This is a genomic window from Lactococcus sp. FSL W8-0209 (genome assembly GCF_038006585.1).
Taxonomy (GTDB): Bacteria; Bacillota; Bacilli; order Lactobacillales; family Streptococcaceae; genus Lactococcus; species Lactococcus lactis.
On sequence record NZ_JBBOVN010000001.1, the window covers coordinates 768998 to 786758 of the forward strand.

Consider the following 17761-nt stretch of genomic DNA (forward strand, 5'->3'; position numbering starts at 1 on the left):
TTATGCTATTCTTGAAAGGTATGAATTTCTGAGCTCAGGCTCAAAATAAGGAGAAAAAAATGACTGTAAGTTTTGAAAAAACTAGTGATACTAAAGGTACACTCTCATTTTCAATTGACCAAGAAACAATTAAAACTGGGCTTGACAAAGCCTTTAATAAAGTAAAAGCTAACATTAGCGTTCCTGGTTTCCGTAAAGGTAAAATCAGCCGTCAAATGTTTAATAAAATGTACGGTGAAGAAGCACTTTTTGAAGAAGCTTTAAACGCTGTTCTTCCAACTGCTTATGATGCAGCTGTAAAAGAAGCTGGTATCGAACCAGTTGCACAACCAAAAATTGATGTTGCAAAAATGGAAAAAGGTTCTGACTGGGAATTGACTGCAGAAGTTGTTGTAAAACCAACAGTTTCACTTGGTGACTATAAAGACCTTACAGTTGAAGTAGAAGCAACAAAAGAAGTTTCTGACGAAGAAGTTGAAACACGCTTGACTAACTCTCAAAACAATTTAGCTGAACTTGTAGTAAAAGAAACTGCTGCTGAAAATGGTGATACTGTTGTTATTGACTTCGTTGGTTCAGTTGATGGTGTTGAATTTGAAGGTGGAAAAGGTTCTAATCACAGTCTTGAACTTGGTTCAGGTCAATTCATTCCAGGATTTGAAGAACAACTTGTTGGAACTAAAGCTGGTGAAACTGTAGAAGTTAAAGTTACATTCCCAGAAAACTATCAAGCTGAAGAACTTGCTGGTAAAGAAGCACTCTTTGTTACAACTGTTAATGAAGTAAAAGCAAAAGAATTACCAGAACTTGATGATGAACTTGCTAAAGATATTGACGAAGAAGTTGAAACTTTGGATGAGCTTAAAGCTAAATTCCGTAAAGAACTTGAAGAATCAAAAGCAGAAGCTTATGATGATGCTGTAGAAACTGCTGCAATCGAAGCTGCTGTTGCCAATGCTGAAATCAAAGAAATTCCAGAAGAAATGATTCACGAAGAAGTTCATCGCGCTATGAACGAATTTCTTGGTGGAATGCAACAACAAGGAATCTCTCCAGAAATGTACTTCCAAATTACTGGAACTTCTGAAGATGATCTTCATAAACAATATGAAGCAGACGCTGACAAACGCGTGCGTACAAACTTGGTAATCGAAGCAATTGCTGCTGCTGAAAACTTTACAACTTCAGATGAAGAAGTTAAAGCAGAAATTGAAGATCTTGCTGGTCAATACAACATGCCTGTTGAACAAGTTGAAAAACTTCTTCCGGTTGATATGCTTAAACATGATATTGCAATGAAAAAAGCAGTAGAAGTTATTGCAACAACAGCAAAAGTAAAATAATTTCATATAATAATGATAAAAAAATAAGTGTCAGTAACTACTGGTACTTATTTTTTTATTATTAATTCGAATTTTGAGTGAGATTTAGTTCATGGATTTATCATAATAAGTGAAAAATCGATCCAATTATGAGTATAAGTTATAAAAAGTATACATGATAAAACATGACAACCGTGGGATTTTCCGGATGTAAGATAAAAAAAGGTATAAAAGTCACAGTTAATTCTTGACAAGTTTAGGTAGGTTTGATAGAATATAATAGTTGTCGCAAGAGACGAGGGTCTTGAAGCGATAAGCTAGACCATTGAAAACTGAATAAAGAAGAATGACTCATGTGATGTAGTAAGATACATCAAAAATCTGTCAATCAATAATGAAAGACAAGCCAGTCACTTCGGTGACTTAAATACTTTATTTGAGAGTTTGATCCTGGCTCAGGACGAACGCTGGCGGCGTGCCTAATACATGCAAGTTGAGCGCTGAAGGTTGGTACTTGTACCAACTGGATGAGCAGCGAACGGGTGAGTAACGCGTGGGGAATCTGCCTTTGAGCGGGGGACAACATTTGGAAACGAATGCTAATACCGCATAAAAACTTTAAACACAAGTTTTAAGTTTGAAAGATGCAATTGCATCACTCAAAGATGATCCCGCGTTGTATTAGCTAGTTGGTGAGGTAAAGGCTCACCAAGGCGATGATACATAGCCGACCTGAGAGGGTGATCGGCCACATTGGGACTGAGACACGGCCCAAACTCCTACGGGAGGCAGCAGTAGGGAATCTTCGGCAATGGACGAAAGTCTGACCGAGCAACGCCGCGTGAGTGAAGAAGGTTTTCGGATCGTAAAACTCTGTTGGTAGAGAAGAACGTTGGTGAGAGTGGAAAGCTCATCAAGTGACGGTAACTACCCAGAAAGGGACGGCTAACTACGTGCCAGCAGCCGCGGTAATACGTAGGTCCCGAGCGTTGTCCGGATTTATTGGGCGTAAAGCGAGCGCAGGTGGTTTATTAAGTCTGGTGTAAAAGGCAGTGGCTCAACCATTGTATGCATTGGAAACTGGTAGACTTGAGTGCAGGAGAGGAGAGTGGAATTCCATGTGTAGCGGTGAAATGCGTAGATATATGGAGGAACACCGGTGGCGAAAGCGGCTCTCTGGCCTGTAACTGACACTGAGGCTCGAAAGCGTGGGGAGCAAACAGGATTAGATACCCTGGTAGTCCACGCCGTAAACGATGAGTGCTAGATGTAGGGAGCTATAAGTTCTCTGTATCGCAGCTAACGCAATAAGCACTCCGCCTGGGGAGTACGACCGCAAGGTTGAAACTCAAAGGAATTGACGGGGGCCCGCACAAGCGGTGGAGCATGTGGTTTAATTCGAAGCAACGCGAAGAACCTTACCAGGTCTTGACATACTCGTGCTATTCCTAGAGATAGGAAGTTCCTTCGGGACACGGGATACAGGTGGTGCATGGTTGTCGTCAGCTCGTGTCGTGAGATGTTGGGTTAAGTCCCGCAACGAGCGCAACCCCTATTGTTAGTTGCCATCATTAAGTTGGGCACTCTAACGAGACTGCCGGTGATAAACCGGAGGAAGGTGGGGATGACGTCAAATCATCATGCCCCTTATGACCTGGGCTACACACGTGCTACAATGGATGGTACAACGAGTCGCGAGACAGTGATGTTTAGCTAATCTCTTAAAACCATTCTCAGTTCGGATTGTAGGCTGCAACTCGCCTACATGAAGTCGGAATCGCTAGTAATCGCGGATCAGCACGCCGCGGTGAATACGTTCCCGGGCCTTGTACACACCGCCCGTCACACCACGGGAGTTGGGAGTACCCGAAGTAGGTTGCCTAACCGCAAGGAGGGCGCTTCCTAAGGTAAGACCGATGACTGGGGTGAAGTCGTAACAAGGTAGCCGTATCGGAAGGTGCGGCTGGATCACCTCCTTTCTAAGGAATATATACAAAGACGTGAGCATTCAACTTTATTCAGTTTTGAGGGGTTTAGTCATAAACCTAAGCAAGAATCAACTTCTTGATTGTGGGGCCTTAGCTCAGCTGGGAGAGCGCCTGCTTTGCACGCAGGAGGTCAGCGGTTCGATCCCGCTAGGCTCCATTGTCAGACAAGACGTTAAAATCACTTGAACATTGAAAACTAAATAACAATATCTAATAACGATAAATAAACCAAAAGCTGTGAATTTTAAAGAATTTACAAACTTATACTTGAAAAACGATGATTATAAATCATCATGGCAAAGTTAATAAGGGCGCACGGTGGATGCCTTGGCACTAAGAGCCGATGAAGGACGTGACTAACGACGATATTCTAGGGGGAGCAGTAAGTACGCATTGATCCCTAGGTCTCCGAATGGGGAAACCCAGCTGCTACTAGCAGTTATTCATGAGTGAATACATAGCTCATGTAAAGGTAACGCAGAGAACTGAAACATCTAAGTACCTGCAGGAAGAGAAAGTAAAAACGATTTCGTAAGTAGCGGCGAGCGAACGCGAAGAAGGGCAAACCAAGAAGCTTGCTTCTTGGGGTTGTAGGACTGCAACGTGGACTTAAGCATTATAGTCGAATAACCTGGGAAGGTTAATCAAAGAGGGTAATAATCCCGTAGACGAAATAGCGCTTATACCTAGCAGTATCCTGAGTAGGGCTGGACACGCGAAATCCAGTTTGAATCCGGGAGGACCATCTCCCAACCCTAAATACTCCTTAGTGACCGATAGTGAACCAGTACCGTGAGGGAAAGGTGAAAAGAACCCCGAGAGGGGAGTGAAATAGCACCTGAAACCGTGTGCCTACAAGAAGTTCGAGCCCGTTAATGGGTGAGAGCGTGCCTTTTGTAGAATGAACCGGCGAGTTACGTTATGATGCGAGGTTAAGTTGAAGAGACGGAGCCGTAGGGAAACCGAGTCTGAATAGGGCGACTTAGTATCATGATGTAGACCCGAAACCTAGTGACCTATCCATGAGCAGGGTGAAGGTGTGGTAAGACGCACTGGAGGCCCGAACCAGGACACGTTGAAAAGTGTTTGGATGACTTGTGGATAGCGGAGAAATTCCAAACGAACTGGGAGATAGCTGGTTCTCTCCGAAATAGCTTTAGGGCTAGCGTCGAAATGTAAGTGTATTGGAGGTAGAGCACTGTTTGGGTGAGGGGTCCGTCTAGGATTACCAATCTCAGATAAACTCCGAATGCTAATACACATGTTCGGCAGTCAGACTGCGAGTGCTAAGATCCGTAGTCGAAAGGGAAACAGCCCAGACCAACAGCTAAGGTCCCAAAATATATGTTAAGTGGAAAAGGATGTGGGGTTGCATAGACAACTAGGATGTTAGCTCAGAAGCAGCTATCATTCAAAGAGTGCGTAATAGCTCACTAGTCGAGTGACCCTGCGCCGAAAATGTACCGGGGCTAAACATATTACCGAAGCTTTGGATTGATATTTTATCAATGGTAGGAGAGCGTTCTTAACCGCGATGAAGGTATACCGTGAGGAGTGCTGGAGCGTTAAGAAGTGAGAATGCCGGTATGAGTAGCGCAAGATAAGTGAGAATCTTATCCACCGTAAGACTAAGGTTTCCAGGGGAAGGCTCGTCCGCCCTGGGTTAGTCGGGACCTAAGGCGAGGCCGAAAGGCGTAGTCGATGGACAACTGGTTGATATTCCAGTACTAGATATGATCGTGATGGAGGGACGCAGTAGGCTAAGAGATGCCAGTTAATGGATTCTGGTCTAAGCAGTGAGGTGTGAGATGTGTCAAATGCATTTCTCTTTAACATTGAGCTGTGATGGGGAAGCAACTACGGTTGCGAACTCTCTGATGTCACACTGCCAAGAAAAGCTTCTAGCGTAAAGTCATATCTACCCGTACCGCAAACCGACACAGGTAGTCGAGGCGAGTAGCCTCAGGTGATCGAGAGAACTCTCGTTAAGGAACTCGGCAAAATAGCCCCGTAACTTCGGGAGAAGGGGTGCTGGTGTAAAAGCCAGCCGCAGTGAATAGGCCCAAGCAACTGTTTATCAAAAACACAGCTCTCTGCTAAACCGCAAGGTGATGTATAGGGGGTGACGCCTGCCCGGTGCTGGAAGGTTAAGAGGAGTGCTTAGACGTAAGTCGAAGGTATGAATTGAAGCCCCAGTAAACGGCGGCCGTAACTATAACGGTCCTAAGGTAGCGAAATTCCTTGTCGGGTAAGTTCCGACCCGCACGAAAGGCGTAATGATTTGGGCACTGTCTCAACGAGAGACTCGGTGAAATTTTAGTACCTGTGAAGATGCAGGTTACCCGCGACAGGACGGAAAGACCCCATGGAGCTTTACTGTAGTTTGATATTGAGTACCTGTAAGTCATGTACAGGATAGGTAGGAGCCATTGAAATAGGGACGCTAGTTTCTATTGAGGCGTTGTTGGGATACTACCCTTGACTTATGGTTACTCTAACCCGCTGGCATAATCGGCCAGGGAGACAGTGTCTGACGGACAGTTTGACTGGGGCGGTCGCCTCCTAAAGAGTAACGGAGGCGCTCAAAGGTTGGCTCAGATTGGTTGGAAATCAATCGTAGAGTGTAAAGGTAAAAGCCAGCTTGACTGCGAGAGCTACAACTCGAGCAGGTAGGAAACTAGGACTTAGTGATCCGGTGGTACCGCATGGAAGGGCCATCGCTCAACGGATAAAAGCTACCCTGGGGATAACAGGCTTATCTCCCCCAAGAGTTCACATCGACGGGGAGGTTTGGCACCTCGATGTCGGCTCGTCGCATCCTGGGGCTGTAGTCGGTCCCAAGGGTTGGGCTGTTCGCCCATTAAAGCGGCACGCGAGCTGGGTTCAGAACGTCGTGAGACAGTTCGGTCCCTATCCGTCGCGGGCGTAGGTAATTTGAGAGGATCTGTCCTTAGTACGAGAGGACCGGGATGGACTTACCGCTGGTGTACCAGTTGTTCCGCCAGGAGCACGGCTGGATAGCTATGTAGGGAAGGGATAAGCGCTGAAAGCATCTAAGTGCGAAGCCCACCTCAAGATGAGATTACCCATTCGTAAGAATTAAGAGCCCAGAGAGATGATCTGGTAGATAGGCTGGAAGTGGAAGAGTTGCGAGACTTGGAGCGGACCAGTACTAATCGCTCGAGGACTTTACCAAAAGAGTCAAATATAATATGCTTATGGTTTAAAAGTTAGAAGAATTGTTATTTAGTTTTGAATGTTCAAGGTAACATTTAATGATTTGGTCATCATTGCGATGGAGATACACCTGTTCCCATGTCGAACACAGAAGTTAAGTCCATCTACGGCGGAAGTACTTGGGGGTTGCCCCCTGGGAGATAGGCGAGTGGCCAAGTTTTGGGAGTTTAGCTCAGCTGGGAGAGCATCTGCCTTACAAGCAGAGGGTCAGCGGTTCGATCCCGTTAACTCCCATTGGTTGTTTCAGCCATTAAGTGAATAAAGGTTCTGTAGTGTAGCGGTTATCACGTCGCCCTGTCACGGCGAAGATCGCGGGTTCGATTCCCGTCAGAACCGTTAGTAGAAATACTAATGACTCGTTAGCTCAGTTGGTAGAGCATTTGACTTTTAATCAAAGGGTCGCTGGTTCGAGCCCAGCACGGGTCATAATCCTAGCGGATGTGGCGGAATTGGCAGACGCACTAGATTTAGGATCTAGCGCTTAACGGCGTGGGGGTTCAAGTCCCTTCATCCGCATACTAGGTATTAGCCGACTTAGCTCAGTTGGTAGAGCATCTGATTTGTAATCAGAGGGTCGCGTGTTCGAATCATGTAGTCGGCATTGTCGTAAGACACAAAGTTTAAGTGCGAACGTAGTTCAGGGGTAGAACACAACCTTGCCATGGTTGGGGTCGCGAGTTCGAATCTCGTCGTTCGCTTACTAGTATTATTACTAGTTATTTATAAAAGTGTTATTTGCAGGCGTGGCTCAACTGGATAGAGTACCTGACTACGAATCAGGCGGTTGTAGGTTCGAATCCTACCGCTTGCATATAACGGGAAGTAGCTCAGCTTGGTAGAGTACTTGGTTTGGGACCAAGGTGTCGCAGGTTCGAATCCTGTCTTCCCGATTGATGTTTTTACATCAATTTGACTTATGTCAAAAATGGCGGTGTAGCTCAGCTGGCTAGAGCGTTCGGTTCATACCCGAGAGGTCGGGGGTTCGATCCCCTTCGCCGCTATATTTATCAGCTGGATCTTTAGCTCAGTTGGTTAGAGCTATCGGCTCATAACCGATCGGTCGCTGGTTCGAATCCAGCAAGATCCATATCTTTGGCTCGGTAGCTCAGTTGGTAGAGCAATGGATTGAAGCTCCATGTGTCGGCGGTTCGATTCCGTCTCGCGCCATTCTTTGTTAGCGGATGTAGTTTAATGGTAGAACCCCAGCCTTCCAAGCTGGCTACGCGAGTTCGATTCTCGTCATCCGCTTAGTTTTCAATTGAAAACAATAAATTGGGAGTTTAGCTCAGTTGGTTAGAGCACTGTGTTGATAACGCAGGGGTCCCAGGTTCGAATCCTGGAATTCCCATAATGGATATGTAAGATATCTATTCATTGTTAATAAGCCTATGGGGGGTTACTCAAGAGGCTGAAGAGGACGGTTTGCTAAATCGTTAGGTCGGGAAACCGGCGCGAGGGTTCGAATCCCTTACCCCCCTTTGTTCGACGTCTATTCTTTAATAGGCGTCTTTTAGACTTTAAAGCCATAAAATCAGTAAGATTTCGTAAGTTATATTTATTTTAGAAAATGAATGATGATTAAGAACCTTTCTGAAGTGTTATACTTATTTTATGAGATTACTTTTATGATTAATCGTAGGGAAGAAGGGGGAGATTATGGTTTTACTTGACACTGAGGTTGTTAATGATTTAAAGTCAAAAGTTAATATTGCTGATTTAATTTCACAGTATGTTGCTTTAAGTCGTACAGGTAAGAATTATATTGGTTTATGCCCTTTTCATGGTGAGAAAACTCCTTCCTTTAATGTAAATGCTGAAAAAGGTTTTTATCATTGTTTTGGTTGTGGGCGCTCTGGTGATGCGATTGAGTTTTTAAAAGAATACAATCAAGTTGGGTTCGTTGATGCTGTTAAGGAACTGGCTGATTTTGCAGGAGTTACTCTTAACATTTCTGATGATAGAGAAGAAAAAAATAATCCAAATGCTCCATTGTTTGAAATCAATAACCAGGCTGCTCGTTTATACAATATTCTATTGATGTCAACGGAGTTGGGTGAACGGGCTAGGAAATATCTTGAGGAGCGGGGTATTACTGATGATGTGATCAAGAGATTTAATATTGGTTTAGCTCCTGAAGAAAATGATTTTATTTTTAAAAATTTATCGAATAAGTTTGATGAAGAAATTATGGCAAAGTCTGGTTTATTTCATTTCTCAAATAATAAAGTTTTTGATGCTTTTACGAATCGAATCATGTTTCCAATCACCAACGAATATGGACAGACAATTGGTTTTTCTGGACGTAAATGGCAGGAAAATGATGATTCTAAAGCCAAATATATTAATACTTCAGCAACAACTATATTTGATAAATCTTATGAACTTTGGAATTTAGATAAAGCAAAACCAACAATTTCAAAGCAGCATGAAGTCTATTTAATGGAAGGTTTTATGGATGTTATTGCGTCTTATAAAGCTGGAATAAATAATGTTGTTGCCTCAATGGGGACGGCATTAACCGAAAAACATGTCCGCCGTTTGAAACAAATGGCAAAAAAATTCGTATTAGTTTATGATGGAGATTCTGCTGGGCAAAATGCAATTTATAAGGCCATTGATTTGATTGGTGAATCTGCTGTGCAGATTGTAAAGGTTCCAGAAGGACTTGATCCAGATGAGTATTCTAAAAATTATGGTTTGAAGGGATTATCTGCCTTAATGGAAACGGGGCGTATTCAACCCATTGAATTTTTAATTGATTATTTGAGACCTGAAAACCTTGCTAATTTACAAACGCAACTTGATTTTATTGAACAGATTTCACCAATGATTGCAAAGCTTCCATCGATTACGGCTCAGGATGCCTATATAAGAAAATTAGTTGAGATTTTGCCTGATTTCGAGTATAATCAAGTGGAGCAGGCTGTAAATTTACGGCGTGAAAATATGACAATTACTGACCATCCTGTCAGTAATTTAGATGCTTCAAGTTTGAACGAAAGTTTTACTGACGAAAATGATTATTCTAGTCTTGAATCAGTCATGCCTGTAGATTTTGAGGAGGCTTATTATGAGAATAATGTTAAAACTCAACAAACTTACAGAAGAAGTGAATCGGCTCAAGTTGTTCAACCATCTGTTCAGGTTCCTAAGTTGTCACGTTCGGAAAAAGCCGAAGAAATGCTACTCCATCGAATGATTTATCATTCATCAGTTTTGAAAAAATTTTCTCAAGATGAGAATTTTAGATTCGTCCATAAACGTTATCAAGATTTATTTGATAAAATCTTGCTTGAAGCAATGGTTTATGAACAAATTGATGAATCACACTTAGCAAGTGAGCTGTCAGACGAAGAACGTAGTCTGTTTTACCAGATTATAAGTTTAGATTTGCCTGATACAGCATCAAGTCAGGAAATCAATGACTTAGTTTCCATTTTTTCTAATGAAATGGAACAAATAAAATTTGAAGAACTCATTCAACAGTTGGCAACTGCTGAGAAAGCAGGAAACAAAGAACGTGTCTTAGAGTTAACCCTTCAGATTATTAACCAAAAGAAGAAATTATGATAATTTTTTACTGACAATTGGCTAGTCTATTTAATGACAGTTTTGTCAGTAGTTTTACCCAAAGAGGAGGAGCGAATTGGCAGCAAATAAAAAAAGAATAAGTCAAATTTCAAAAGAAACTGGCGTTCAAAACCGTGTTTTGGTTGAGAAGGCTCAAGAAATTGGCTTACTTGTAAAATCACATTCAAGTTCAGTTGGACCTGGTGAAGAACGTCGTCTTCTTGAAGCATTAAATGTTAAACCTGTTGTTGTTGAAAAGATGGATAGTCCTAAGACATTAGCAAGAGTTGAAGTCAAAGAAAATGGTGATACTTTTAACGTAAAAGCTTATGAAAAAGCAGTTAAAAGCTATATTACCAAACGTAAACCTTTGGGTGAAGCACTTGATGAAGAAATCATGGATGAACTTTCTGTTAAATTTGGGATTGTTGATGATGCGCTTGAAGACTTGTTTAAACAAATTCAAGATGCAGGAATTTCAATTGTGGATAAAGATGGAAATCCAAGTCCTTTGGCTCTTGTCACTGATGAAATTGAAAAAGAAGAAGTTTCAGATACTGCAATGGATGAAATTGTTACGAATGTTCGTATCGATGATCCTGTTCGCATGTATCTTAAAGAAATTGGTCGTTATCCATTGATTTCTCTTGATGAAGAAACAAAACTTGCTGAAGCAATTATTGCTGGTGGTGAAGGGGCAGAATTTGCGAAACAAATGCTTGCCGAAGCCAACTTGCGTTTGGTTGTTTCAATTGCAAAACGTTATTCTGGACGTGGAATGCAATTTTTGGACTTGATTCAAGAAGGAAATATGGGCTTGATGAAGGCTGTGGACAAATTTGACCATACAAAAGGATTCAAGTTCTCGACTTATGCCACATGGTGGATTCGCCAAGCAATTACACGTGCGATTGCTGACCAAGCCCGCACGATTCGTATTCCAGTGCATATGGTTGAAACAATCAATAAATTGATTCGTGTTCAACGTAATCTTTTGCAAGAACTCGGACGCGATCCTTCACCAGAAGAAATTGGTAAAGAGTTGCACATGGCGCCAGATAAAGTTCGTGAAGTTCTGAAAATTGCTCAAGAACCAGTCTCACTCGAAACACCTATCGGTGAAGAAGATGATTCACATCTTGGTGACTTCATTGAAGATGATGTAATCGAATCACCTGTTGATTATACAAACCGTATTCTTTTACGTGAACAGTTAGATGAAGTCATGGATACTTTGACTGACCGTGAAGAAAATGTTTTGAGAATGCGTTTTGGTCTTGATGATGGACGCATGCATACTTTGGAAGATGTTGGTAAACAATTCAAAGTGACACGTGAACGTATTCGTCAGATTGAAGCAAAAGCAATCAAAAAACTTCGTCACCCACGTCGTTCTAAACCGTTGCGTGACTTTATGTAATTTAAAAACTTACTGATGAAACTGTCAGTAAGTTTTTTTATATTTTTTTAGAGATAGTATGTATTATGATTCAGTTTGTATTATATAAAATTATTTTTTATTCAGAGGAGTTTTATGAACCATTTAACTAGTGTCGAAATTTATATTTGGAATTATTTAGAAGAAAATAAAGCAAAAATAATTCAAATGACGGTTGCTCAAATTGCTGAATCTGCCCATGTCAGTCCTTCATCAATTATTCGAACTTTGAAAAAGAAAAATTTTTCTGGTTTTTCTGAATACAAAAATATGGAAAAACAAAAATTAAATAGACATGATTGGATTTATGGGCTGACAAAAGATGCAAATCAAGTTGTCTCTGAAAATATTGAAGAATTATTAATGACAGTAAGGCTGCTAGAGAGTGAAAACTTAGCTAAAGTTGTTGAAAATATTTTTCATGCAGCTTCAGTCGTGATTATTTCAAGAGGATTATCTGTTCGGATAGCTGACTCATTTGCGAGAGATTTGCAATTTTTAGATGTTAAAGCTGTCAGCTTATATCAAGATAATATGCAAGCATATCTTGAAAAATTGCCTAGAAATACATTTGTAATTGGTCTTAGCTTATCAGGTGAAACAGATTTGATTGTGGCAACAGCACAGAAGGCCAAAAGAGATGGAAAAAAGGTTTTAGCTATTACTGGTAACTATAAGAGTAGGCTAGTTGAACAAAGTGATTTGCTTTTGCTTGCTTATCAAAAGAACCTGTCAGGGAAAATCCTTGTTGATTATAATAATATGCTCCCCTTAGAATTAATTATTCACCTTTTAATCCAACTTTACAAACAGTATAAAGAATACGGTGCAATTGTTTGAGTGCTAGAGATTTACTGACAGATTGTAATGTAAGCTGACGATTATATTTTGTCAGTAAATTTTTTTGATTTAAAAATAAATTCCTGAAATTATGGCTTAATCAGGAATTTATTTCAAATAGGAGTGGGTTATAATTAATTCATCAAAATGAAAGGGGATTCAAAATGTTTGGATTCTTAAAACCCGCTCCATATGCGGAGCAAAAAATATCAGAGGAAAAAGTTCCCCGGTTGTATAAAATGTGGCAAACTCGAGTTTTAATTTCGACGGCAATCGTTTATATTGGTTATTATATTATTCGGTTGATCTTTACCGTTCAACAAAATGATATTTCCAAGGCTTATGGTTTTTCGATGGGACAAATTGGGACAATTCTCTCCATGTTTGGGATTGGCTATGGAATTTCAAAGCTGATTATGGGGACTTTAGCTGACCGGGACAATCCAAACCGTTATGTGGCGACAGGATTGATTGTGTCAGCGATTATCAATGCGCTTTATGGAGCAACCCAAAGTTTTGGGATGATTATCTTTTTGATGTTGCTTAACTCGGTTATGCAAGGTATGGGAGCTGCGGCTTGTCAGCGTTTATTCGGTTTATGGTTTGGCCGAAAAGCAAAAGGTTCGATTATGGCGCGTGGGACAGCATTTTCAATCTGGTCATCAGCTCATAATGCTGGAGCTTTCATGTGTGTGGCTGTTATTAATTTATCTGCTTTCTTTTTCGGCGCTTCGCTTCAATGGAGTTTTTGGACAGCATCAATTGTTTCGATTGTCATTGCTATTATCGTTTTATTTCTGGGTTCTGACCGTCCAACGATGAAAGGATTACCGACAATTGAAGAATATTCTGGCGACAAAGTGGTTATTAAAGACGGAGAAATTGTTGAAGGCGATGTTTCTAATGACAATGTTTTTAAAATATTTTTTGAATACATTGTCAAAAATAAACTCGTGTGGGCGGTCATTTTGACCTCATTGTCAATCTATGTCGTTCGTTATGGAATTATGAGTTGGATTCCAAACTATCTGGTTAATGTCAAAGAATTTGATAATTCAACAGCAAAATGGCTGACAGGAATTTTTGAACTTGCAGCTGTACCTGGTGTTATTATCATCGGATTTATCACTGATTTACTTAAAGGCCGTCGGGCCATTATGGTTTTGGTTTCATTGATTGCCATGCTTGCCTGTCTGATTACTTATTTTGCAGCGACCAATCATACTTTGATTATTATTGTGTTATTAATTATGGGAACTTTCAGTTATGCTCCAGCAACGATTGTCGGGCTGATGGTCAATGAAGCTGTCCCCAAATTTGCCAATGGAATGTCAACGGGTACGATGGGGTTCTGTCAGTACATTATTGGTGAAGTGACAGCAACTCTGGTTATTGGTTGGCTTGTTCAAGCATACGGCTGGTCAGCAGGAAATATCATTGTTTATATTTTTGCCGGCATTGCCATTCTTGCTTCAATTTATATCTTGGTTCATCAAAATCGATTATATAAGAAAATTGATGATGCAGGCTAACTGACAAAATAAAAAAATTACTGACAAATCTATGAAGGAAAAGCTAAATTTTTTATATTATATTTTGGCTCTACTGACAGCTTTGTCAGTATTTTTTATTAAAAATTTATTTATAAAGTTCAAAAGACTTGCTAAATTTTCCTAAAATGATTATAATAAATTTATCAATGGTCAAATATGGTCAAACTTTTTATTTTAAAAGGGAGAAATGATTTATTGATTTTTTAAATTTGATGTAAAATGAAAGTAACCGTTATCACTTAAATTATAAATAAGGAGAGAAAATGACGACTACTGTCTATTTTGAAAAAAATGGTGGCATTGATATTGAACTTAGAGGGGCAAGAAAAGTTCTTTCTTTAAGAAAACATATCAAGATTGACCCGGAAAATTTGGAATCTGTTCAACTTGTTTCTGATATGAAAAAACCAAAATTCTATAAAAAAGTAGCAGGAACTAACGCTTGGTACTATGGCGGTTGGTTCAGAGAAAACGGTGAAAATGAGTTTTGGGATGTCCGAAATAATGAGCGAGTTCTAGTCATCACCACAAGAAATTTCAAATATAAAAAACTTTACATCGAAGTTGGTCCTGATTTTAGATTAACTCCTTCCAAACCGTGAAGGGAAAATTAGTTTAAAATTAATTACTGAGAATTAAGAGGAGGAAAGCGATGCTTTGTCAAAATTGTAATATTAATGAAGCGACGATTCACCTTTACACAAGTGTAAATGGTCAGAAAAAACAAATTGATTTGTGCCAAAACTGTTATCAAATTATGAAATCTGGCGGTCAAGAAGCTTTATTTGGCGCAGGAAATGCCTCAAATGGAAATTCTGATGAACCATTTAATCCATTTAATGATATCTTTAGTGCTTTGCACGGTCAAGATTTTAATGGAGCAGCAAGCACTCAAACTCCACCAACACAAACAGGTGGACGTGGTCCGCGCGGTCCACAAAATCCTCGGGCAAAACAACCTAAAGGAATGTTAGAAGAATTTGGAATTAACATCACAGAGTCAGCTCGTCGTGGCGAAATTGACCCAGTGATTGGGCGTGATGAAGAAATTAAACGTGTCATTGAGATTTTAAATCGTAGGACTAAGAATAATCCTGTATTAATTGGTGAACCTGGTGTTGGTAAAACAGCAGTTGTTGAAGGTTTAGCGCAAAAAATTGTGGACGGAGATGTGCCGCAAAAACTACAAAATAAAGAAGTGATTCGTCTTGATGTTGTTTCTCTTGTTCAAGGAACAGGAATTCGTGGACAATTTGAAGAACGGATGCAAAAATTAATGGATGAAATCAGAAAACGTAATGATGTGATTATGTTTATTGATGAAATTCATGAAATTGTTGGTGCTGGTTCTGCCGGTGATGGCAATATGGATGCAGGAAATATCCTAAAACCTGCGCTTGCGCGTGGTGAGCTTCAATTGGTCGGAGCAACAACGCTCAATGAATATCGCATCATTGAAAAAGATGCTGCGCTTGAACGCCGGATGCAACCAGTTAAAGTCGATGAACCATCAGTTGATGAAACAATTACTATTTTGCGAGGCATTCAAGCACGTTATGAAGATTATCATCACGTGAAATACACTGATGAGGCTATTGAAGCAGCCGCTCATTTGTCAAATCGTTACATTCAAGACCGTTTCTTACCAGATAAAGCCATTGACCTTTTGGATGAGTCTGGTTCTAAGAAAAATCTAACCTTGAAATTTGTTGATCCTGAAGATATTAATCGTCGGATTGCGGATGCAGAAACGAAGAAAAATGAAGCAACACAGGCTGAAGATTTTGAAAAAGCCGCTCATTTCCGTGACCAAATCACTAAACTTCGTGAATTACAAAATCATGAAGTTTCAGATGATGAAATTCCTGTCATCACTGAAAAAGATATTGAACAAATTGTTGAGCAAAAAACACATATTCCAGTTGGTGATTTGAAAGAAAAAGAACAAACCCAATTGATTAATTTGGCTGATGATTTGAAAGCACATGTGATTGGTCAGGATGAAGCAGTGGATAAGATTGCTAAAGCTATCCGTCGTTCTCGTGTGGGACTTGGTAAACCTAATCGTCCAATTGGTTCTTTCCTTTTCGTTGGTCCAACAGGTGTTGGTAAAACAGAACTTGCTAAACAATTGGCTAAAGAATTATTTGGCTCAAGTGAAAGTATGATTCGTTTTGACATGTCGGAATACATGGAAAAACATTCGGTGGCCAAATTGATTGGAGCCCCTCCAGGATATGTGGGTTATGAAGAAGCTGGTCAATTGACTGAACGTGTTCGTCGTAATCCCTACAGTTTGATTTTATTAGATGAAATCGAAAAAGCACATCCAGATGTGATGCACATGTTCTTGCAAATTCTTGAAGATGGACGTCTGACAGACGCACAAGGACGGACAGTATCCTTTAAAGATAGTTTGATTATTATGACTTCTAATGCCGGAACTGGTAAAGTTGAAGCCTCTGTCGGATTTGGTGCTGCTCGTGAGGGACGAACTAAATCAGTGCTTGGTCAGCTTGGCGATTTCTTTAGCCCCGAATTCATGAACCGTTTTGACGGAATTATTGAATTCTCTGCTTTGAGCAAAGAAAATCTCCTTAAAATTGTTGATTTGATGCTTGATGAAGTCAACGAACAAATTGGACGTAATGATATTCATCTTAGTGTCACTCAAGCAGCAAAAGAAAAATTAGTTGATCTAGGTTACAATCCAGCAATGGGTGCAAGACCACTTCGTAGAACAATTCAAGAAAATATCGAAGATTCAATTGCTGACTTCTATATTGAACACCCTGAATACAAAGAATTGGTTGCTGATTTGATTGATGATAAAATTGTTATCTCTAATCAAGCTCAAGAAGCAGCAGAAACGACTGATGAAGAAGTTCCTGCTGAATAAAAAATGTCTGTCAGTAAAATTTTTAGTGATAGAAAAAATAAAATAATGAAATAATGAAAAATTGCTGACATGAATCTTGTCAGCAATTTTTCTATCTACAACTTCAATGCTCTCCTTGGTCGCATTGAACTGACATGAATCTTGTCAGCAATTTTTCTATCTACAACTTCAATGCTCTCCTTGGTCGCATTGAACTGACATGAATCTTGTCAGCAATTTTTTTTATCCCCAACTTCAATGCTCCCCTTGGTCGCATTGAACTGACGTGAATCTCGTCAGTAATTTTTCTATTTGTAACTTCATTGTTCGTAATGAATTGCAGCTCTGTCAGAAAATCCTTTAATCCATTTCATCAATCCACTCATCAAGATAACCAAGATTATAATTATATTGAGTTTCGTCAGCAACTTGGGCTAGTGAAACATTTGATAGTGTTCTGACAAGCGTATTTTCAATTTCATCAAGAGCGCTTGTAATGGCACAACGCTTTGCTTTGCCAGACTCTGAACCAATAAAATTTTGCAAAAGACCTTGACTTTGAAAAATTCGACCCCGTCCTTCGATGGCCAAAAAGACATCGTAAAAACTAATATCATGAAGGTCTTTATTGAGTGAAAAACCGCCATTTTTCCCTGGAGTAGAGCGTAAAAGTCCCTCATCAACTAAAGATTTAATAATTTTTTTGAGATATGAAGGAGAAACTTTGAGACGATTTGCAAGTGCAATTGATGACATGGTCCGATTTTCAGGAAGTCTTGCCAAAATAAGTAATACATAAACAGATTGTTCCCAACCAGATGATAATTTCATGATGAAGCTCCTTAAACATTTTAAATTAAAAAAGATTGACACTAGGGTAAAAAAGTAGTATCATTTATATTAGAGATAAGAGATATCTCTAATAACTATAATTA

General features: G+C 40.0%; 8 protein-coding genes, 15 tRNA genes and 3 rRNA genes. 25 read left to right on the forward strand and 1 reads right to left on the reverse strand.

What is annotated here, in order from left to right:
- Positions 1–59: 59 nt before the first annotated feature.
- The 25 genes from tig (at position 60) to MKX45_RS04005 (ending at position 16847) form a co-directional block, all read left to right on the forward strand.
- On the forward strand, positions 60–1343 hold the full coding sequence (tig, locus tag MKX45_RS03885; RefSeq protein WP_033900528.1) for a trigger factor: 1284 nt from the start codon (positions 60–62) through the stop codon (positions 1341–1343).
- A gap of 411 nt (positions 1344–1754) precedes the next feature.
- Positions 1755–3301: ribosomal RNA gene (locus MKX45_RS03890) — 16S ribosomal RNA — on the forward strand.
- A gap of 93 nt (positions 3302–3394) precedes the next feature.
- A tRNA-Ala gene (locus MKX45_RS03895) sits at positions 3395–3467 on the forward strand.
- A gap of 138 nt (positions 3468–3605) precedes the next feature.
- Positions 3606–6506 (forward strand): 23S ribosomal RNA (locus MKX45_RS03900).
- An 83-nt stretch (positions 6507–6589) separates the two neighbouring features.
- A 5S ribosomal RNA gene (gene rrf, locus MKX45_RS03905) occupies positions 6590–6705 on the forward strand.
- The 16S, 23S and 5S rRNA genes sit together here with 15 tRNA genes alongside, the layout of an rRNA operon.
- Before the next feature lie 3 nt (positions 6706–6708).
- A tRNA-Val gene (locus MKX45_RS03910) sits at positions 6709–6781 on the forward strand.
- A gap of 29 nt (positions 6782–6810) precedes the next feature.
- Positions 6811–6883: transfer RNA gene (locus MKX45_RS03915), tRNA-Asp, on the forward strand.
- A gap of 17 nt (positions 6884–6900) precedes the next feature.
- A tRNA-Lys gene (locus MKX45_RS03920) sits at positions 6901–6973 on the forward strand.
- Positions 6974–6981: 8 nt separating this feature from the next.
- Positions 6982–7063, forward strand: a tRNA-Leu gene (locus tag MKX45_RS03925).
- Between the two features lie 12 nt (positions 7064–7075).
- Positions 7076–7148 (forward strand) — tRNA-Thr (locus tag MKX45_RS03930).
- A gap of 25 nt (positions 7149–7173) precedes the next feature.
- Positions 7174–7245 (forward strand) — tRNA-Gly (locus tag MKX45_RS03935).
- Between the two features lie 39 nt (positions 7246–7284).
- Positions 7285–7358: transfer RNA gene (locus tag MKX45_RS03940), tRNA-Arg, on the forward strand.
- A 5-nt stretch (positions 7359–7363) separates the two neighbouring features.
- Positions 7364–7437, forward strand: a tRNA-Pro gene (locus tag MKX45_RS03945).
- Positions 7438–7474: 37 nt separating this feature from the next.
- Positions 7475–7548: transfer RNA gene (locus tag MKX45_RS03950), tRNA-Met, on the forward strand.
- Positions 7549–7560: 12 nt separating this feature from the next.
- Positions 7561–7634 (forward strand) — tRNA-Ile (locus MKX45_RS03955).
- A 7-nt stretch (positions 7635–7641) separates the two neighbouring features.
- Positions 7642–7714 (forward strand) — tRNA-Phe (locus MKX45_RS03960).
- Positions 7715–7724: 10 nt separating this feature from the next.
- Positions 7725–7795, forward strand: a tRNA-Gly gene (locus MKX45_RS03965).
- Between the two features lie 26 nt (positions 7796–7821).
- Positions 7822–7895, forward strand: a tRNA-Ile gene (locus tag MKX45_RS03970).
- A gap of 42 nt (positions 7896–7937) precedes the next feature.
- Positions 7938–8025: transfer RNA gene (locus tag MKX45_RS03975), tRNA-Ser, on the forward strand.
- 178 nt (positions 8026–8203) lie between these two features.
- The gene (dnaG, locus tag MKX45_RS03980) at positions 8204–10117 is read left to right on the forward strand and encodes a DNA primase (RefSeq protein WP_340816822.1); all 1914 of its coding nucleotides are present in this window, start codon (positions 8204–8206) and stop codon (positions 10115–10117) included.
- Positions 10118–10193: 76 nt separating this feature from the next.
- Positions 10194–11537 carry an RNA polymerase sigma factor RpoD gene (rpoD, locus tag MKX45_RS03985; RefSeq protein ID WP_003130829.1) on the forward strand — a complete coding sequence of 448 codons (1344 nt, stop codon included), beginning with the start codon at positions 10194–10196 and terminating at the stop codon, positions 11535–11537.
- A gap of 114 nt (positions 11538–11651) precedes the next feature.
- Positions 11652–12395 (forward strand): MurR/RpiR family transcriptional regulator, encoded by a 744-nt coding sequence (locus tag MKX45_RS03990; RefSeq protein WP_010905438.1) that lies wholly within the window; start codon positions 11652–11654, stop codon positions 12393–12395.
- Positions 12396–12559: 164 nt separating this feature from the next.
- Positions 12560–13927, forward strand: a complete 1368-nt coding sequence (locus MKX45_RS03995) for an MFS transporter (RefSeq protein ID WP_340816823.1) — start codon at positions 12560–12562, stop codon at positions 13925–13927.
- Between the two features lie 284 nt (positions 13928–14211).
- Positions 14212–14550, forward strand: a complete 339-nt coding sequence (locus tag MKX45_RS04000; RefSeq protein WP_021723450.1) for a hypothetical protein — start codon at positions 14212–14214, stop codon at positions 14548–14550.
- 50 nt (positions 14551–14600) lie between these two features.
- Positions 14601–16847: an ATP-dependent Clp protease ATP-binding subunit gene (locus MKX45_RS04005; protein ID WP_012897283.1), complete on the forward strand. Its 2247-nt coding sequence runs from the start codon at positions 14601–14603 to the stop codon at positions 16845–16847.
- Positions 16848–17186: 339 nt separating this feature from the next.
- On the opposite strand, the gene MKX45_RS04010 is transcribed toward MKX45_RS04005, so the two are convergent.
- Complete coding sequence (locus MKX45_RS04010) at positions 17187–17657, reverse strand: Rrf2 family transcriptional regulator (protein WP_003130820.1); 471 nt, start codon at positions 17655–17657, stop codon at positions 17187–17189.
- Positions 17658–17761: the final 104 nt, after the last annotated feature.

Bases quoted from the DNA above. Each gene is read 5' to 3' on its own strand.
- tig (WP_033900528.1), top strand. From the start codon at position 60: ATGACTGTAAGTTTTGAAAAAACTAGTGATACTAAAGGTACACTCTCA.
- dnaG (WP_340816822.1), top strand. From the start codon at position 8,204: ATGGTTTTACTTGACACTGAGGTTGTTAATGATTTAAAGTCAAAAGTT.
- MKX45_RS03990 (WP_010905438.1), top strand. From the start codon at position 11,652: ATGAACCATTTAACTAGTGTCGAAATTTATATTTGGAATTATTTAGAA.
- MKX45_RS03995 (WP_340816823.1), top strand. From the start codon at position 12,560: ATGTTTGGATTCTTAAAACCCGCTCCATATGCGGAGCAAAAAATATCA.
- MKX45_RS04000 (WP_021723450.1), top strand. From the start codon at position 14,212: ATGACGACTACTGTCTATTTTGAAAAAAATGGTGGCATTGATATTGAA.
- MKX45_RS04005 (WP_012897283.1), top strand. From the start codon at position 14,601: ATGCTTTGTCAAAATTGTAATATTAATGAAGCGACGATTCACCTTTAC.
- MKX45_RS04010 (WP_003130820.1), bottom strand. From the start codon at position 17,657: ATGAAATTATCATCTGGTTGGGAACAATCTGTTTATGTATTACTTATT.